At 59.6% G+C, this 13,628-nt stretch carries 14 protein-coding genes; 8 read left to right on the top strand and 6 right to left on the bottom strand.

Going from position 1 to position 13,628, the window contains the following annotated elements; genetic code table 11:
* Positions 1 to 19 precede the first annotated feature (19 nt).
* The 4 genes from hflK to JIF53_RS09360 all read left to right on the top strand — a co-directional run bounded on the left by hflK (position 20) and on the right by JIF53_RS09360 (position 4,825).
* Positions 20 to 1,204, top strand: a complete 1,185-nt coding sequence (hflK, locus tag JIF53_RS09375; protein WP_114434173.1) for an FtsH protease activity modulator HflK — start codon at positions 20 to 22, stop codon at positions 1,202 to 1,204.
* Positions 1,205 to 1,207: 3 nt separating this feature from the next.
* Positions 1,208 to 2,083 (top strand): protease modulator HflC, encoded by an 876-nt coding sequence (hflC, locus tag JIF53_RS09370; RefSeq protein ID WP_023011131.1) that lies wholly within the window; start codon positions 1,208 to 1,210, stop codon positions 2,081 to 2,083.
* Between the two features lie 191 nt (positions 2,084 to 2,274).
* Complete coding sequence (locus JIF53_RS09365) at positions 2,275 to 3,456, top strand: ATP phosphoribosyltransferase regulatory subunit (RefSeq protein ID WP_023011130.1); 1,182 nt, start codon at positions 2,275 to 2,277, stop codon at positions 3,454 to 3,456.
* A 73-nt stretch (positions 3,457 to 3,529) separates the two neighbouring features.
* Positions 3,530 to 4,825: an adenylosuccinate synthase gene (locus tag JIF53_RS09360; protein WP_011786209.1), complete on the top strand. Its 1,296-nt coding sequence runs from the start codon at positions 3,530 to 3,532 to the stop codon at positions 4,823 to 4,825.
* Between the two features lie 76 nt (positions 4,826 to 4,901).
* On the opposite strand, the gene cmoB is transcribed toward JIF53_RS09360, so the two are convergent.
* Genes cmoB through JIF53_RS09335 form a run of 5 tightly spaced genes read right to left on the bottom strand, consistent with a single transcriptional unit; the run spans position 4,902 to position 8,510 of the window.
* Positions 4,902 to 5,894 (bottom strand): tRNA 5-methoxyuridine(34)/uridine 5-oxyacetic acid(34) synthase CmoB, encoded by a 993-nt coding sequence (cmoB, locus tag JIF53_RS09355; RefSeq protein WP_114434174.1) that lies wholly within the window; start codon positions 5,892 to 5,894, stop codon positions 4,902 to 4,904.
* Positions 5,895 to 5,916: 22 nt separating this feature from the next.
* The gene (cmoA, locus tag JIF53_RS09350; protein WP_114434175.1) at positions 5,917 to 6,669 is read right to left on the bottom strand and encodes a carboxy-S-adenosyl-L-methionine synthase CmoA; all 753 of its coding nucleotides are present in this window, start codon (positions 6,667 to 6,669) and stop codon (positions 5,917 to 5,919) included.
* A complete protein-coding gene (locus tag JIF53_RS09345) occupies positions 6,662 to 7,042 on the bottom strand; it encodes a kinase (protein WP_114434176.1) in 381 nt (126 codons plus the stop codon). Before JIF53_RS09345 ends, cmoA begins: the two co-directional genes overlap by 8 nt.
* Before the next feature lie 20 nt (positions 7,043 to 7,062).
* Complete coding sequence (locus tag JIF53_RS09340; protein ID WP_114434177.1) at positions 7,063 to 8,082, bottom strand: serine/threonine protein kinase; 1,020 nt, start codon at positions 8,080 to 8,082, stop codon at positions 7,063 to 7,065.
* A 5-nt stretch (positions 8,083 to 8,087) separates the two neighbouring features.
* Positions 8,088 to 8,510: a hypothetical protein gene (locus tag JIF53_RS09335; RefSeq protein ID WP_114434178.1), complete on the bottom strand. Its 423-nt coding sequence runs from the start codon at positions 8,508 to 8,510 to the stop codon at positions 8,088 to 8,090.
* Between the two features lie 123 nt (positions 8,511 to 8,633).
* Between JIF53_RS09335 and JIF53_RS09330 the strand changes: the two genes are divergently transcribed.
* The gene (locus JIF53_RS09330; RefSeq protein WP_114434179.1) at positions 8,634 to 9,746 is read left to right on the top strand and encodes an NAD(P)/FAD-dependent oxidoreductase; all 1,113 of its coding nucleotides are present in this window, start codon (positions 8,634 to 8,636) and stop codon (positions 9,744 to 9,746) included.
* Here the strand turns inward: JIF53_RS09330 and JIF53_RS09325 are convergent, their stop codons facing one another.
* Positions 9,747 to 10,445, bottom strand: coding sequence for a ComF family protein (locus tag JIF53_RS09325; RefSeq protein WP_228285519.1), 699 nt, complete (start codon positions 10,443 to 10,445; stop codon positions 9,747 to 9,749).
* Positions 10,446 to 10,526: 81 nt separating this feature from the next.
* Here JIF53_RS09325 and bioB point away from each other — a divergent pair, with 81 nt between their 5' ends.
* From bioB to bioC, 3 genes are read left to right on the top strand one after another with little or no spacing between them, the layout of a single operon-like run.
* Complete coding sequence (gene bioB / locus JIF53_RS09320) at positions 10,527 to 11,585, top strand: biotin synthase BioB (RefSeq protein ID WP_114434181.1); 1,059 nt, start codon at positions 10,527 to 10,529, stop codon at positions 11,583 to 11,585.
* 6 nt (positions 11,586 to 11,591) lie between these two features.
* The gene (gene bioF, locus JIF53_RS09315; protein ID WP_114434182.1) at positions 11,592 to 12,776 is read left to right on the top strand and encodes an 8-amino-7-oxononanoate synthase; all 1,185 of its coding nucleotides are present in this window, start codon (positions 11,592 to 11,594) and stop codon (positions 12,774 to 12,776) included.
* A complete protein-coding gene (gene bioC, locus JIF53_RS09310) occupies positions 12,773 to 13,594 on the top strand; it encodes a malonyl-ACP O-methyltransferase BioC (protein ID WP_114434183.1) in 822 nt (273 codons plus the stop codon). Before bioF ends, bioC begins: the two co-directional genes overlap by 4 nt.
* The last annotated feature ends 34 nt before the right edge of the window (positions 13,595 to 13,628 follow it).

The following is a 13,628-nucleotide window of genomic DNA, read 5'->3' as shown; positions in this document are numbered from 1 at the left end:
AACACGAACGGAGAGAACTATGGCCTGGAATGAACCGGGTGGAAACCGTAACGACAACGATCCCTGGGGAACCGGTGGTGGTCGTCGCGGCAATGATCAGGGGCCACCAGACCTCGATGAAGCGCTGAAGAAAGGGCTCGACAAGCTGAATCGCATGCTTGGCGGCAAAGGCGGCAACTCTGGCGGTGGCAGCAGCTCCGGCGGCAGCGCAGGTGGATTTGGTGCCATTCTGGCCATTGCGGCCATTCTGGTGGTGGGTTATGTCATCTATCAGTCGTTCTATACCGTGGACGAACAGGAGCGGGCGGTGGTGCTGCGCTTCGGTGAGTATAACCGTACCGAAAACCCGGGCCTGCGGTTCAAGGTGCCCTTGATTGATACCGTCAACAAGGTTCGCGTTACCAGCATCCGTACTGCCGAGTCTTCCGGCCAGATGCTGACCCAGGATGAAAACCTGGTGACCGTCGATCTTCAGGTCCAGTATCGCGTGGGTGATGCCCAGGCGTATGTGCTCAATGTCCGTGACTCCAACCAGGCCCTTGCATTTGCCACCGACAGCGCCCTGCGCCATGAAGTCGGTAGCTCGTCCCTGGATGACGTGCTGACCGAAGGTCGTGCGGAACTTGCGGTGCGGGTTGAGCAGCGCCTGCAGAGCTTCCTGAGAGAGTATGGCACCGGCCTTGAAATTGTCCGGGTCAACGTTGAAAGCACTCAGCCGCCGGCTCCGGTGCAGGATGCGTTCCGCGAGGTTCAGCGTGCTCGCGAGGATGAGCAGCGCCTGAAGGAAGAGGCCGAAACCTACCGTAACAAGATTGTTCCCGAGGCCCGAGGTCAGGCACAGCGCATGATCGAGGAAGCCAACGCGTACAAGCAGGAAGTGATCGAGCGGGCGCGCGGTGAAACTGCACGCTTCAATCAGTTGCTGGCCGTGTACGAGCAGGCCCCGGTGGTTACCCGTGAGCGCATGTACATCCAGGCTCTGGAGCAGGTGCTGGGTAACAGCAGCAAAATCTTTGTCGATACCGAGAGCAGCGGCAACATGATGTATCTGCCCCTGGATCGTCTGACACAGGGTTCCCTGTCGTCATCTGGCAGCCGGATGTCCGGTAGCAGTGGCCAGCAGGTGGATATCCAGACCCTGACCGACCAGGTGCTGCAGGAGCTGCGCACCCGCCAGGATACCAATACCCGGAGGAGCAGATAAGTTATGGGACCTAAAGGTGTAGTGGGCCTTGCAGGCGCCCTCATTGTTGTCCTGCTCGTGCTGTCCAGTGTGTACATCATCCCGGAGACCCATCGGGGCGTGAAACTTCGCTTCGGGGAGCTGGTAGAGACCAATATCCAGGCTGGCCTGCATTTCAAGGTGCCGGTCATCGATCAGATCCGGGAATTCGATATCCGGGTGCTGACCATGGATCTGCCATCCCGTCAGTACCTGACGGTTGAGAAGAAGCCGCTGGATGTGGATTCCTATGTGGCCTGGAAAATCCGTGATGTGGACCAGTTCTATCGTTCCACCGGCGGTGACGAATTCCGTGCCCAGACGCTGATCCTGTCCCGCGTGGACAACGGTCTTCGTGATGAGTTCGGTGTACGCACCATGCACGAAGTGGTGTCCGGTCAGCGTGATGAGCTGATGCACACTCTGCGTGATCGTGTGAACGAGACGTCCGTCAAGGAGTTCGGTATCGAGGTGCTTGATATTCGTGTCAAGGCGATCGAGTTGCCGGGTCAGGTGAGCGAGAACGTCTACCGTCGGATGGCGACTGAACGCCAGAAGCTGGCCCAGGAATTCCGTTCCCGCGGTCAGGAGTTGGCCGAGGGTATCCGTGCTGATGCCGATCGTCAGCAAACGGTGATTCTGGCGAACGCCTTTGCCGAAGCCGAGACCACCCGTGGTGAAGGTGATGGTGAAGCCGCCACCATTTACGCCGAGGCTTATGGTGCCAACGAAGAGTTCTACAGCTTCTACCGCAGCCTGCAGGCGTACCAGAACACCTTCTCCAGCAAGGATGACATCATGGTGATTGATTCCGACAGTGACTTCATGAAGTTCCTGAAGAATCCGGCCGGCGCTAACTGAGCCGGCTGACACCAGCTAAACCGGAATCTGCGGGGAAATTTTGCTGAACCCCGGGATTCCGGTTTTTTTGTGTCTGCCAACCGTGTAAAATTCTGGCGGTTTTGTGTCGGGTTTTCCGAGCCCGAGCGCCTAAATCCTGAGTTACCCCCTGGCTCCATGGCCAGCGAGGGAAAAACGGACAACAGAATCTCATGACTGTATCTGATCGCTGGTTACTGCCTGACGGGGTAGAGGACATTCTGCCGCCGCTGGCCGGGCGGATCGAGTCCCTGCGCCGGGATGTTATGGATACCTGCCAGCGCTGGGGCTACCAGCTGGTTATTCCTCCGCTGATTGAATATCTCGAATCCCTCTTTACCGGTACAGGCCACGACCTGGAACTGCAGACGTTCAAACTGACCGATCAGCTGACTGGTCGGATGATGGGCGTTCGCGCCGACATGACGCCCCAGGCTGCCCGCATAGACGCGCATACCCTGGGCCAGGATGGCATTACCCGGTTGTGTTATGCCGGCCATGTGCTGCATACCCGGCCGCGCCATATGCTGACCGGGCGCACACCGATTCAGGCCGGTTGCGAGCTGTTTGGTAGTGGCTCCGAAGCGGCCGATATGGAAGTGATCAGCCTGATGCTGGAAACCTTGCGGGTGGCCGGTTTGCCCAGGCTGCATCTGGACCTGGCTCACGTTTCAATCTATGAAAGCCTGGTCTCCGACGCCGGATTTGATCGTGATACCGAAGCGGCGGTATTTGATGCCATGGCACGCAAGTCCGTACCCGAGCTGGATCGCCTGCTGGGGGATTGTGTGCCGGGCTCTGCTGGTTGCCGGTTGCGCCAGCTGGCCAGGGTCAGCGGTGGGGTGGAATCTCTGGCCGATGCCCGGGAAATCCTCAGTGGCGCTTCTGGCGCCATCGATGCGGCGCTTGATCAGCTTGCCCGCGTCGCGGACATGCTCAACCGGGATTTTCCGGAAGTCAGTCTGGGCTTCGATTTTTGTGAATTGCGCGGATACAACTATCACACCGGTCTGGTGTTTGCGGCCTACGTGCCGGGCCATGGCGATGCCGTGGCGAAAGGTGGCCGATATGATGCTATTGGCAGTGACTTTGGTCGCGCGCGGCCTGCCACCGGGTTCAGCCTGGATATCCGTGCACTGGTGTCGCTGGGCGAACGCCCGTTCCGTAAAGCCGGGGCCATATGGGCGCCAGCGGACAACGACGCCGCGCTGGAAGGCGTGATTTCCGGCCTGAGAATGACTGAAACGGTGATCCGGGCATTGCCGGATGATCGTGAGACGGATCCTTCGGAGCGGGGGTGTGACCGTCAACTGGTGAATCGTGATGGCCAATGGGTGGTAGAAACCATCGCCTGAGCCGTTTTTGTTTAATTTCCGGGGTAAATCTTCAGGGCGTGTGCTTCTGGCCCGTCTGAATTGAGAGAGAATCATGGGTAAAAACGTAGTTGTGCTGGGCACCCAGTGGGGTGATGAAGGCAAGGGCAAGATTGTTGACCTTCTGACAGACAAGGTGGCTGCCGTTGTCCGCTTTCAGGGCGGGCATAATGCCGGTCACACACTGGTGATCGAAGGTAAGAAGACGGCTCTGCACCTGATTCCGTCCGGCATACTGCGGCAGGATGTCCAGTGCCTCATCGGTAACGGTGTGGTGCTGTCGCCGGAAGCCCTGCTGAAAGAAGTGCGGGAGCTGGAGGCTAACGGTGTTGCCGTTCGTGACCGCCTGAAAATCAGCCTGGCTTGCCCGATCATCCTGCGCACCCACGTGCGTATTGATCAGGCCCGCGAACGTGCCCGTGGCAATGACAAGATTGGTACCACCGGCCGGGGAATTGGCCCTGCGTATGAGGATAAGGTTTCCCGCCGGGGTGTTCGGCTGGGTGACCTGTGCAACCCCGCCGATTTCGAGATCAAGCTGCGGGAAATCATGTCGTACCACAACTTCGTTCTCACCGAGTACTTCAAGGAAGAGGCCGAGGATATCGATGCGGCCCTGGAAGAACTCAGACAGATGGGCGAGGAAATCCTGCCCATGGCCGCAGACGTAACCGATATTTTGCACGACTACCGCAAGCGCGGAGAGCACATCCTGTTCGAAGGCGCTCAGGGCTCGTTGCTGGATATCGACCTGGGTACCTATCCGTACGTGACGTCCTCCAATACCACCGCTGGCGGCACCGCTACAGGCTCCGGTTTTGGTCCGCTGTATCTGGACTATGTGCTGGGTATCACCAAGGCCTACACTACCCGGGTAGGTTCCGGCCCGTTCCCGACCGAACTGTTTGACGACATGGGCAAGCACCTCGCCGTCAAGGGCAACGAAGTGGGCACCACCACAGGTCGTTCCCGCCGTTGTGGCTGGTTTGATGCGGTCGCTCTGCGCCATGCTATCCAGATCAACAGTGTGTCCGGTATCTGCCTGACTAAGCTGGACGTTCTGGACGGTCTGGAAACGGTGAAGGTGTGTATTGGCTACAAGACTCCGAACGGCGAAATCACCCGTCCCCCCATCGGCTGCGACAGCTACAGTGATATCGAGCCGGTGTATGAGGAGCTGCCGGGCTGGAGCGAGAGCACGGTTGGCCTGACCAGCGTGGATCAGCTGCCGGAGAATGCCAAGGCCTATATCCGCTTCCTGGAAGAGCAGATCGAGGCGCCGATTGATATTATTTCCACCGGTCCGGATCGTGTGGAAACCATTACTCTGCGGCATCCGTTCGGAGAGTAATTTCAGAAGCTAATAAAAACCGCCTGTGGTGGATGCCCCAGGCGGTTTTTTTGTGCCGGTTTTCCGGTGCAGGGGGTCAGGGCTTTTCCGCGATCAGTGTCGCCCGCTTGGGGCCCGGGTAGCCCTCAATGGTTTTCGAGGGATTGTCTGGGTCCAGAAAGTCCGCCAGCGAATTGAAACGCATCCAGTCGGTCTGGCGCTGCTCATCGGTGGTGGTCTCACTGACGTCTACCACCCGGGCGTTGCGGAACCCGGTTCTGTCCAGCCACCGGAGCAGGGTCGGGCAGCTCGGCAAGAACCAGACGTTGCGCATCTGGCCGTAACGGTCTTCGGGCATCAGGCTGTAGCCCTCCGGGCCGTCTACAACCAGGGTTTCCAGCACCAGTTCGCCGCCGCGACGCAGCGTGCCCTTGAGTTCCAGCAGATGATCCAGCGGTGAACGACGATGATACAGCACGCCCATGGAGAAGGTGGTGTCAAAGCATTCCATGTCGGCCGGGAGGTCTTCCATGCGCACCGGGAGCAGATCGACCGGAGCCTGGCCCAGATACCCTTTGACCGCCAGGAACTGGAACATGAACAACAGCCCCGGGTCGATGCCGATCACCTGCCTGGCCCCCGCTCCAGCCATGCGCCAGCAATGGTAGCCGGAGCCGCAGCCCACATCCAGAATGGTACGCCCCGCCAGATCCGCCAGATGCGGTGCTACCCGGTCCCATTTCCAGTCTGAGCGCCATTCGGTGTCAATGTAGGTGCCGAAGAAATCGAACGGGCCCTTACGCCAGGGCATCAGTCCCCGTAATCCGTTCTCAAGGCGGGTCATGGCGTCTGGATCCAGGCCGCCGGGGCTGGTCAACGTGATTGCAGACTGATTCAGGTCGACCCTGGCATCGGCAACGTCTGGCAAGGACTGCAGTGCGTTGTGCCAGCGTGCCATATCGCCGTGGGGGTTGTCCTCAAACCGTCGAGTGAGTTGTTCTTTCAGGGCTGTGGTCCACCGGGTGTTACCGGTTTCGTTCAGGTAGGAAAGAACGGGATCAAAGTGCTTGTGCCAGTCAAACAGTGCCATGGTATGTCTTTCGGTGGATAAGTCAGGAGTTCTTGATGGCCAGCATCGAGACAAAGTTGAAGCACTGGTACCACACCAGTACCTGGTCAAAGCCGGCGCGCTGCAATCGATCCCGGTGGTCTGCCAGGGTTTCCGGGATCAGTACTTTCTCGATGGCGGCACGCTTCTGGCTGATTTCCAGGTCCGAATAGCCGTTGGCCCGCTTGAACTCGTGATGAAGGCGGGTCTGGATGGCCTGTTCCGCGTCGGATTCAAATCGGATCTTCTCGGACAGAACCAGCACGCCGCCGGGCAGGGTGGCGTCGCCGATACGGGTCAGCAGGGCCAACCGCTGCTCGGGCGGCACGAACTGCAGCGTGAAGTTCAGGGTGGTGACTGAGGCATTGCTCAGTTCGGTGCTCAGGATGTCCTCGCAGAGTAGTGTTACCGGCAGGTCGTGGTCATCCAGGGCGACATAATGCTCGCAGCGCTCAATCATGGCCTCGGAGTTATCCACGCCCACCAGGGTGCAGTCCGGGTAGGGGATGCCATGGCGCATGGCAAGCGTGGACGCGCCGAGCGAGCAGCCCAGGTCGTAACAATGTGAGCCCGGCTGAACGTACTGTTCCGTGATCACCTCAATCATCGGGATGATGGTGGTGTAGCCGGGGACAGAGCGGCGGATCATGTCCGGAAACACCCGGGCGACGGACGCGTCAAAGCGAAAATCCTCGGGATTGCGCTCAGTGGCAAATAACCGGTCGGTCAGTTGCTCCGGGGGCGTACGATTACTCATCGCCCGCTCCGGCCTCGCGCTCATCGGGGCGAGGTGTCGCCAGATCCTTGTCGGTAGGGGACGGCCGTGCGCAGCGAACCCCCCGGTTCTTGTAATCGACCAGGATGCCCCGGAAGGATGGGTCGACGTCAGCGGCAATGGCCAGGTAACCGTTTTCACAAACGGCATGCAGCTCCGAGGATTTTCGGGACATACGGAAGGTTTCGCCGGGTTTGACGTGGATGGCGGTAAATTCACCCACCGGAGCGTGGTCCTTGTTGTCGGAGTGATCAATCCGGCCAGACGCTTCCAGCACCAGTACCGTGCCGACGATGGCAGCAACTCCGGTCACAATCAGGCTCTTGGCTGTGAAACGCTGTTCGTTATCGCTCATGGGTACCTCGTGTCGGAAAATCAGAATTGGCCCGGCAGGCTGATGGCCGGTTCCTGTAACGCGGCCAGCTGTTCCCGTAAAGACAGGATCTGGTCTGACCAGAAACGCGGCTGTGAAAACCAGGGGAAGAATCTCGGAAACGCCGGATCTTCCCAGCGCCTTGCCAGCCAGGCGCAGTGGGTGATCTGCCGGTAGCATCGCAAGGGTTCAATCAGGTGGCGTTCGCGACGATTGAAATCCCGGAACATTTCATAGCCTTCAAGCAATTCGCCAAGCTGGGCGCCCCGTTCACTGGCGTCTCCGTTCAGAAGCAGCCACATGTCCTGAACCGCCGGACCCGTGCGGCAGTCGTCCAGATCCACAAACAGCATGGTTTCATCCCGGCACAGTATGTTGCCGGCGTGACAATCACCGTGAATACGTAAGGTGTCTACCGGGCCGGCTTCGGCTATCCGTTCGCGGCAGTTGGCGATCAGGTCCGGAATCAGGGAGTTCCAGGCCGGTTTGAGATCATCGGGAATCCAGTTACCTTCCACCAGCACCTGGTTGTTCTGTTCCAGCCCCGCCAACAGATCAAACCCGGGCCTGTGCTCAAAGGGTTTAAGGGCACCAATGTTGTGAATCTGCCCCAGCCACTGGCCAAGTCGATACAGGGTGTCGGTCACACTGGTATCCGGGGCCTGGCCGCCGCGCTGCGGAAATACCGCGAATCTGAAATCCCCATACTGGCCGAGGGAATGCCCGCCCGGCAGCACCAAAGGGGCAACCACTGGAACTCCGGCCTCCTGCAGTGACAGGGTGAATTCGTGTTCTTCCAGAATCGCCGAATCCGGCCAGCGGTCTGGACGGTAGAATTTGGCAATTACCGGTGGCTGGTCTTCAATGCCGACCTGATAGACGCGGTTCTCATAGCTGTTCAGGGCAAAGAGCCGGCCGTTGACCTCGAATCCCTCCGCCTCAATGGCATCCAGAATGACTTCCGGGGTGAGGGCATCGTAGGGATGCGAGGACGGGGTGATCGCCGGAGGTTCAGTCTGCATAGGGCTCAGAATGTGGTGTCGTATCGGGTTTTCATGGATTGCAGATGGTACCAGTTTTCGTCCAGCTCCCAGCGAATGCGGTTGACCCGCCCGGTGGCCAGGACAAGATCCCCGGCTCTGGCCTGAACCTGAGCAAGCTCCCGTTCAGCTTTCTGCCATTCACGATGGGTATCCGCCAGATGGCGCATGCCCGGGAACACGGCGGTCAGGGCCTTCTGGGTCGATACCGAGTGGGATCGAAGAGAACTGATTACGGCAGTATCTCCCTCTACCCGCAATACCCGGTGCTGGTACGGGTAACTGGCGACGGTTCTGTCTTCTTTCAGTTGCGCGTTCAGGTGGGTCACTTCAAAGCCGCGCCAGCCAATCCAGCCGACAAAAAGCGCGGCAACCACCATGACGGTAATAAACTGTTTTCGATCAGACATCGCCAGGCTCCCTGCGTTCGTTCTGTCTTGGGGCAAGTATAACGGTTCTTGGCGGGCAGGTAATGCAACCGGCGTTGATCTGCGGTAATTTCCCGACCAGAGAACCGGGTAGAGGAAAGCAGAGTGGCCCAGGAGCAGTTCAGTATACAGACCGTGGTGATCGGTGCCGGCGTGGTCGGGCTTGCCATTGCGCGGGCGCTGGCCCGTTCCGGGCGGGAGGTGCTGGTGCTGGAAGCCGGTGCCGCCATTGGTGAAGGCATATCCTCTCGCAACAGCGAAGTCATTCATGCCGGAATCTATTACCCGGAGCGCTCCCTCAAAGCCCGGCTGTGCGTGGAAGGCCGACAACAGCTCTATGAATACTGCGCCAGCCACAAAGTGGCGCACCGAAAATGCGGCAAGTGGATCATCGCCAGTGATGCCGCGCAGGCCGAACGTCTTGTTGGCATTCAGGCGCAGGCGGGCCGAAACGGTGTGTCCCTGGCGTTATATGAGGGCGCCGCGATGGCGTGCCAATTGCCCTCAATCCGGGCCACTGCCGGGCTCTGGTCTTCGGAAACCGGGATTGTGGACAGCCATGGCCTGATGCTGGCGCTGCAGGGTGAACTGGAAGACGCCGGTGGCCAGATTGCGTTCAACAGCCCGGTGGTGTCTGCCGAATCCGGTCCTGAGGGGCATGTTCTTAAGGTGGGTGAAGCCGGAGATCTGTTACTGAAGGCTCGGGAGGTGATTAACGCCGCTGGACTTGGTGCCCCGGCACTTGCGGGGCTGTGGTCGGGGTTGCCAGAGCGTGCGCGGCCGAAAAAATGGTTGGCCCGTGGTGTTTATTTCAGCTTCAGTGGCCGCCATCCATTCAATACGCTGATCTATCCCATACCCGAACCCGGTGGACTCGGCATTCATCTGACTCTCGATCTGGCTGGCCAGGCCAGGTTTGGGCCGGATGTGGAATGGATAGACGAGGAAAGCTATCGGGTCGATCCGCAGCGTGTTCGTGGATTTGCCGACAGTATCCGGCGCTGGTGGCCGTCCCTGGACGAGGCCCGTCTGCAGCCGGCTTATGCGGGCATTCGCCCTAAACTGGCGGGCCCGGATGGCGGCTTTGCGGATTTCCGCATCGATGGCCCTGAGGACCATGGTGTTGGTGGCCTGGTCAATCTGTTCGGGATTGAGTCGCCCGGACTCACCTCCTGTCTGGCCATCGCCGGACACGTGCTGACAAAACTGGACAATTGATCAGCCGGGTGTGCGCGCCAGTGCCCAGACCTGGATGTCCCTGGCTCCCGCTCTGGTCAGCACCGATGCCAGCTCGCGAACGGTAGCGCCGGTGGTGACCACATCATCGACAATGGCGACATTTGCCGGCACCGGTCCGGTAACCTCAAACAGCCCCTGAAGATTGGCCAGTCGGCTTGTCCGGTTCAGTTTCCGTTGTGCGTGAACTCGTCGCGTTCGTCGCACCAGACGGGCGTTGACAGGCAGGTCCAGCCGCCTTCCCACCGCCTCGGCAATATCCTGGGCCTGATTGAAGCCCCGTTGCCAGCGCCGGGTCCAGTGCATGGGGGCGGGGATCAGAACCTGCGGCCGGCCCTCGGTTGCCAGATGATGCTCAATGTAGTCGGTAAAACCCGCCAGTAATGGTCGCGCGAATTTGTGCTGGCCGTGGTATTTGTAGCGGCCGATCATGCCATCAACCGGGAACTGGTAACGCCAGGGGATCAGCGAACGGCTATAGCACGGTGGTGAGGCCTGGCATTCGCCACAACGTCCATCCGGGGTTGGAAAGGGCAAGGGCAGCGCGCAGGTCTGGCAGCACCAGCGGTTGGCGGGCAGGTCGTTCCGGCAGTCCTGGCAAAGGCCATCCTGGGCAGCGCCTGCGAGGCAGGTGACGCAGCGTCCGGCGCGTCTTGAGTTGTTAACCTTAACCTTTGTCAAGGTTGACAGCGAGATCAGTCCGTTTATCATCGCGGTTTATCCGTAAACCAAAAATCCCGGAAAGGTTAACAGGACTCTCACATGACTGCCACCGCTACCCGCCACGACTGGACGCTTCAGGAAGCTCGCGAGCTTTTCAATCTTCCGTTCAATGATCTTCTGTTTCGCGCCCAGAGCATCCACCGGGAGCACTTTGACCCGAATGAGGTTCAGGTGAGCACGCTGCTCTCGATCAAGACCGGTGCCTGCCCTGAAGACTGCAAGTATTGCCCGCAGAGTGGTCATTACAACACTGGGCTTGAAAAGGAGAAGCTGCTGGAAATCGAGAAGGTGGTGGCTGAGGCCCGCGTTGCCAGAGAAAAAGGGGCATCCCGGTTCTGCATGGGTGCCGCCTGGCGTAGCCCGTCAAAGAAAGACATGCCCTACGTTCTGGATATGGTCCGCCAGGTGAAATCCCTGGGCCTGGAAACCTGTATGACACTGGGCATGCTCAAAGAAGAGGAAGCCCGGGAGCTGGCAGATGCCGGCCTGGATTACTACAACCACAACCTGGATACCTCCGAGAAATACTATAACCACATCATCACGACCCGTACCTACCAGGACCGTCTTGATACGCTCGATAACGTGCGCAAGGCCGGCATGAAGGTCTGTTGCGGCGGCATCATGGGTATGGGTGAAGATGAGGATGACCGCGTTGGTCTTCTGGTTCAGCTGGCCAACCTACCCCAGCACCCCGAGAGTGTACCGGTAAATATGCTGGTGAAGGTGAAGGGCACGCCGCTGGAAGATGTGGAAGACCTGGACCCATTTGATTTCATTCGCATTATCGCCGTCGCCCGAATCATGATGCCGGCTTCCCATGTACGTTTGTCCGCGGGCCGTGAGCAGATGAATGAGCAGATGCAGGCACTCTGTTTCATGGCGGGAGCCAACTCCATTTTCTACGGTGAGAAACTGCTGACCACCTCGAACCCGGAGGCGGATGCGGACATGCAGTTGTTCCGCAAGCTGGGCATCCGGCCTGAGCAGCGGGAGCAGTGTGCGACCGAGGAGCAGGAGCAAGAGGCCATTGCCGAGGCGGTGGAATATGAGGCCACACGGCACATGTTTTACGACGCGACCCGGGAGTCTGCGTGATTCCGCATGCGTGACTTCGCCAAAGAGATAGAAGAACGAAAGCAGGCCGGGTTGTACAGAACCCGCCGCCTGATCGCCGGCCCCCAGCAGCCGACGCTGACGGCGGATGGCCGGTCGTTGTTGTCGTTCTGCAGTAACGACTATCTGGGCCTGGCCAGTCACGGCGAAAACATGCGGGCGCTGGAGCAGGCGCTGCCGGAGGTTGGCCTGGGCGGAGCTGCTTCGCATCTGGTTTGCGGCCACCACGAGGCCCATCATCGCCTTGAGCAGAGGCTGGCAGCGTTCACTCGGCGGAGTGCGGCATTGTTCTTTTCCACCGGGTACATGGCAAACATGGGGGTCATTTCCGCACTGGCGGGCCGTGGCGATACCATCTTCTCGGATCGACTGAATCACGCTTCGATCATTGACGGCTGCATTCTCAGCCGTGCCCGCGTGCGCCGCTATGCTCACGGTGATGTGGCCGCGTTGGAAGCCATGCTCTCAGCAACCTCCGGCCACAAACTGGTGGTTACCGATGGCGTGTTCAGCATGGACGGAGACATTGCGCCACTCACGGAACTGGCTCGCGTCTGTAAGGCTCACGATGCGCTTCTGGTGGTGGACGATGCCCATGGCATTGGTGTTCTCGGGCCACAGGGCCGGGGGAGCGTGCTGGAAGCCGGGTTGTGCCAGGAGGATGTACCGGTGTTGATCGGTACTCTGGGCAAGGGCGTGGGAACCTCCGGGGCCTTTGTCGCTGGCTCTGACGTGTTGATTGACTACCTGGTACAGAAGGCCCGGACCTATATCTACACCACCGCCATGCCGCCGGCACTGGCCGCGGCAACCTGCGCCAGCCTGGATGCTGTTGAGAGCGGCGATGAGCGACGCGCTCATCTTGACGCATTAATCCAGCGATTCAGGGCAGGTGCTCAGGATCTGGGTTATGAGCTGATGTCATCCCGAACGCCCATTCAGCCCATCATGATCGGAAATAATTGGACCGCGTTGGCGCTCAGCCGCGCACTGGAGGATGAGGGGCTGCTGGTAACGGCGATACGGCCGCCCACGGTGCCGGAGGGCGAGGCCCGCTTGCGGGTTACGCTCAGCGCCGCCCATACCGAAGCCGATGTTGACCGTTTGCTGCAGGCCCTGGCGAAGAGCCGTTCCATCCTGAGTGAGGCCGTGGCCCGGGAGCCAGTGCTATGACCATCTATACCCGAATAGAGCCAACGGCTCCTGTTGAGGGCGGAACCGGAACCAAGCAGTCCATTGCTCGCGGCTTCGGTGGCGCCAGTGCCACCTACGACGGTGCCTCCCGCCTACAGAAAATCATGGGCGATGCCATGCTCGCCGAGCTTGCAGACACGCCAGTGCCGGAATCGGTGCTTGATTTGGGCTGCGGAACCGGCTGGTTTAGCCGGAAGTTAGTGGCGCAATACCCCCATTCCGAGGTTACCGGTGCAGACCTTTCAGCGGGCATGCTGGCTGAGGCTGCCAATCAAAGCCCGGGAGCAATCTACTGGCTACACGCTGATGCCGAACAGATTCCGTTGGCGGATAACAGCGTTGACCTGATCTTCAGTAACCTGATGATTCAGTGGAGCGCCCGGCCGGAGCTGATCCTTCGGGAGTGCCGAAGAATTCTCAGGCCTGGCGGACGACTGGCCATATCGACGCTGTTGGACGGCACCTTGTCTGAACTGAAACAGGCCTGGGCCGAGGCCGATCCGGGACAGGCGCACGTAAACCGCTTTGTTCCGGAAACGCAGTGGCAGGCCCTCGTGGAGACGGTTCTGCCAAACGCAAAACAGGTTGCTGAAACCATATCACTGCCGTACCAGTCGCCCATGCACCTCAATCGTGAGTTGAAAGAACTCGGTGCGGTGTTTAGAGGCGAAGAGCGCCGGCGGACGGTGACGGCGCCGGGGCGCTTTCGGGCGATGTGTCGTGCCTATCCAACGCGAGCTGACAACGTCGTTGAGGCTGGGTACTGCGCGGCCTGGATATACTGGGTTAAACGATAGTATTGGATTTAATTGAGTCCGGACTACCCGTGAA

Source organism: Marinobacter sp. bablab_jr008 (assembly GCF_016464145.1).
GTDB classification, from domain to species: domain Bacteria; phylum Pseudomonadota; class Gammaproteobacteria; order Pseudomonadales; family Oleiphilaceae; genus Marinobacter; species Marinobacter nauticus.
The sequence above is the reverse complement of the archived record's forward strand: the minus strand, read 5'-3'. Positions and strand labels throughout refer to the sequence as shown.

Coding starts and splice junctions, on each gene's coding strand:
- JIF53_RS09365 (WP_023011130.1), top strand. CDS start 2,275: ATGACTGTATCTGATCGCTGGTTACTGCCTGACGGGGTAGAGGACATT.
- hflK (WP_114434173.1), top strand. CDS start 20: ATGGCCTGGAATGAACCGGGTGGAAACCGTAACGACAACGATCCCTGG.
- cmoA (WP_114434175.1), bottom strand. CDS start 6,669: ATGAGTAATCGTACGCCCCCGGAGCAACTGACCGACCGGTTATTTGCC.
- cmoB (WP_114434174.1), bottom strand. CDS start 5,894: ATGGCACTGTTTGACTGGCACAAGCACTTTGATCCCGTTCTTTCCTAC.
- JIF53_RS09345 (WP_114434176.1), bottom strand. CDS start 7,042: ATGAGCGATAACGAACAGCGTTTCACAGCCAAGAGCCTGATTGTGACC.
- bioB (WP_114434181.1), top strand. CDS start 10,527: ATGACTGCCACCGCTACCCGCCACGACTGGACGCTTCAGGAAGCTCGC.
- JIF53_RS09335 (WP_114434178.1), bottom strand. CDS start 8,510: ATGTCTGATCGAAAACAGTTTATTACCGTCATGGTGGTTGCCGCGCTT.
- bioF (WP_114434182.1), top strand. CDS start 11,592: ATGCGTGACTTCGCCAAAGAGATAGAAGAACGAAAGCAGGCCGGGTTG.
- hflC (WP_023011131.1), top strand. CDS start 1,208: ATGGGACCTAAAGGTGTAGTGGGCCTTGCAGGCGCCCTCATTGTTGTC.
- JIF53_RS09360 (WP_011786209.1), top strand. CDS start 3,530: ATGGGTAAAAACGTAGTTGTGCTGGGCACCCAGTGGGGTGATGAAGGC.
- JIF53_RS09340 (WP_114434177.1), bottom strand. CDS start 8,082: ATGCAGACTGAACCTCCGGCGATCACCCCGTCCTCGCATCCCTACGAT.
- bioC (WP_114434183.1), top strand. CDS start 12,773: ATGACCATCTATACCCGAATAGAGCCAACGGCTCCTGTTGAGGGCGGA.